The organism is Thermoflexus sp., assembly GCF_025055495.1.
GTDB lineage: Bacteria > Chloroflexota > Anaerolineae > Thermoflexales > Thermoflexaceae > Thermoflexus.
In genome coordinates this window covers 1-2,207 of the sequence record NZ_JANWXB010000292.1, presented here as the reverse complement: position 1 = coordinate 2,207, position 2,207 = coordinate 1, and the positions used below count along the sequence as shown (strand labels likewise).

Below are 2,207 nucleotides of genomic sequence, written 5' to 3'. Positions count from 1 at the left end.
CGATAAAACACGAGCCCTTAGGGAGGTTCATATTGGCTATCACGTCTATCTCCAAACAGGCGGGGGCCATACTGGCTTTATTGGCGCTGGTATCCGCCTGCGAAGGTCTATCCATCCCCTCCGCTCAGCGAACGCAGGCGGACTTCAAACGAATTCCGTTTCAGACAGTGGCTCAGGAGATCTCGTTCCAGAGCGAAGACGGCACCCGCCTGGCCGGGCAGCTGGACCGGCCGCCCGGTCTGACCAACCCGCCCCTCGTCTTCATCATCCACCATTCGGGCCCGGTGGATCGCGATGCGTATCAATACTTGGCGGCTCGCTTAGTTCCCGCCGGTTACGCCGTCTTCCGCTTTGACAAACGTGGCACCGGACGGAGCGAGGGAATCTACGGCTGTTGCGAGGATCGCGATGCGCTGGCCGCCTATCGGGCGGCTATGGCCCAGGATGGGATTGACCGAAGCTGCGTTTTCATCATCGCCCAGAGCATTGGCACGCACATCCTGGCCCAACGATTTGGGGAATTCGTGGGGATTCATCGGCCGGCGGGAGTGGTGCTCCTGTCCAGTCTGCTGCCGGGAGAGAAGATCCTGGCGATTCAAGCCCCGCTTCATATCATCATCTCGGACAGCGAGCCGAACCAGGCCGCTCTTGGCGAAGAGGCGGTGAAGATCCATCGGGCGGTTTACCGATACGGGGCCAGTTACTTCATCGCCCCCCACACCGAGCACACCTTGTTCGACATCTCGGAGGGGCCGATCGATTGGTCCGATCCGGACTGGCCGGAGAAGTTCAGTCAGGACGCCTGGCTCAGCCTGCTGGGCTGGCTGAACGGCCGATGCGCCTCCAGAGGTTGCCAGGAACACGACACGAGGGAGATGGAGGGATCCCCCGGGAGTCCCGCACCATGATGGCTCGTTCTACATCCTCGATCGCTCGAACGCCCCGATTGCCCTGGCTGGACGCCGTGCGCGGCCTGGCCATCCTGATGATCGTGCTCTTTCACGTGGCTATTCCGATCTACGGCACGCCCTGGTTCGTCCACCCCCGCAACGATTGGCCGGATCTGAGCCAGCGCCTGTCGCAGCTCTACCCCCTCCCCCAGGAGAATCTGCTTGCCTTTGTGCTGGCCAATCTGTTCCGCTACATCGGATGGCTGGGAGATCACGCGGTCGGCGTGTTCCTGGTGATCAGCGGGTTTGGATTAACCTGGGCGCTGGTCAGCTGTTCCCGAGAGGCCCGGATCGATCGGCGCGCCTTCTACATGCGCCGTTTCCTGCGCCTCTTTCCGCTTTACTGGGCCGGCCATCTCTTCTTCCTGGTTTTTAACCACCTGACCCGATGGCAGCCCTTTTCCCCCCTCGACCCCCGGTTTGCGCTGAGCCTGTTGGGCCTCCGGTTCCTGCCGGAGGTGTTCTACTTCATCTCCCCCGCCTGGTGGTTCATCGGCCTGATCATGCAGCTCTACGCTGTCTTTCCCTTCCTGTGGATGGCGCTGCAACGCCTGGGGTTGCTCCGCTTCTGGGTCGGAGCAGCGCTGCTGACGGCCATCAGTCGAGGGATCGGATTCTTCCTGCTGCCGGTGGATTGGGAGATGTGGTCCCGGGGGCTGTTCTTCCCCTCGCGCCTGGCGGAATTCGCCCTGGGGATGGGGCTGGCCTGGTGGGCGGCGGGACAGGTAGAGCGCATAGAGGGCCTGCTTCGCCCCCTGCGCCTCCGCATCGGATTGCTGGGTATGTATGGGCTGGGCCTAGCTCTTTCCTTCACGCTGCCGGGGGCTGTGATTGCCCCTATGCTGATCACCCCAGGGGCCACGGGGTTTCTGACCCTCCTGGTGCGGGATCTCCTGCCCCAACTGAGGGGGCTTTATCAGGGGCTCTCCCTTCTGGGGCGGCATTCGTATGGGGTGATGGTGTTTCATCAGCCGATCCTGTGGGCCTTTATGGTCGGGCTCTGGCCCTTTGCCCTGCCGCTGGCGCTTCGATTGATCCTCATCGGCATGGTGACCGTTCTGGTGTTCATCGGCTCAGCCGCGCTGGAGCGCGGAGTCCACTGGATCTTACGGCAGCGCCCCCTGGATCAGATTTTCCCTGAGCCAGGTCCCTATGCGCTTCCGCCGGCTCGCGTCAGTTAACCGGATGGAGCGCAGCCCCAGATTCAGCTTTCCCTTCCCGGGTTTCGTTATGTTTTGGGGTGTGGGGCCGGGCGCC

General features: G+C 62.5%; 2 protein-coding genes. Both read left to right on the top strand.

Annotated features, from left to right (window positions below):
- Positions 1-32: 32 nt before the first annotated feature.
- The gene (locus NZM16_RS09305) at positions 33-908 is read left to right on the top strand and encodes an alpha/beta hydrolase (RefSeq protein WP_295480089.1); all 876 of its coding nucleotides are present in this window, start codon (positions 33-35) and stop codon (positions 906-908) included.
- Entirely contained in the window at positions 908-2,131 is a 1,224-nt protein-coding gene (locus NZM16_RS09300; protein ID WP_295480087.1) for an acyltransferase, read from the top strand. The genes NZM16_RS09305 and NZM16_RS09300 overlap by 1 nt, the downstream gene beginning before the upstream one ends.
- The last annotated feature ends 76 nt before the right edge of the window (positions 2,132-2,207 follow it).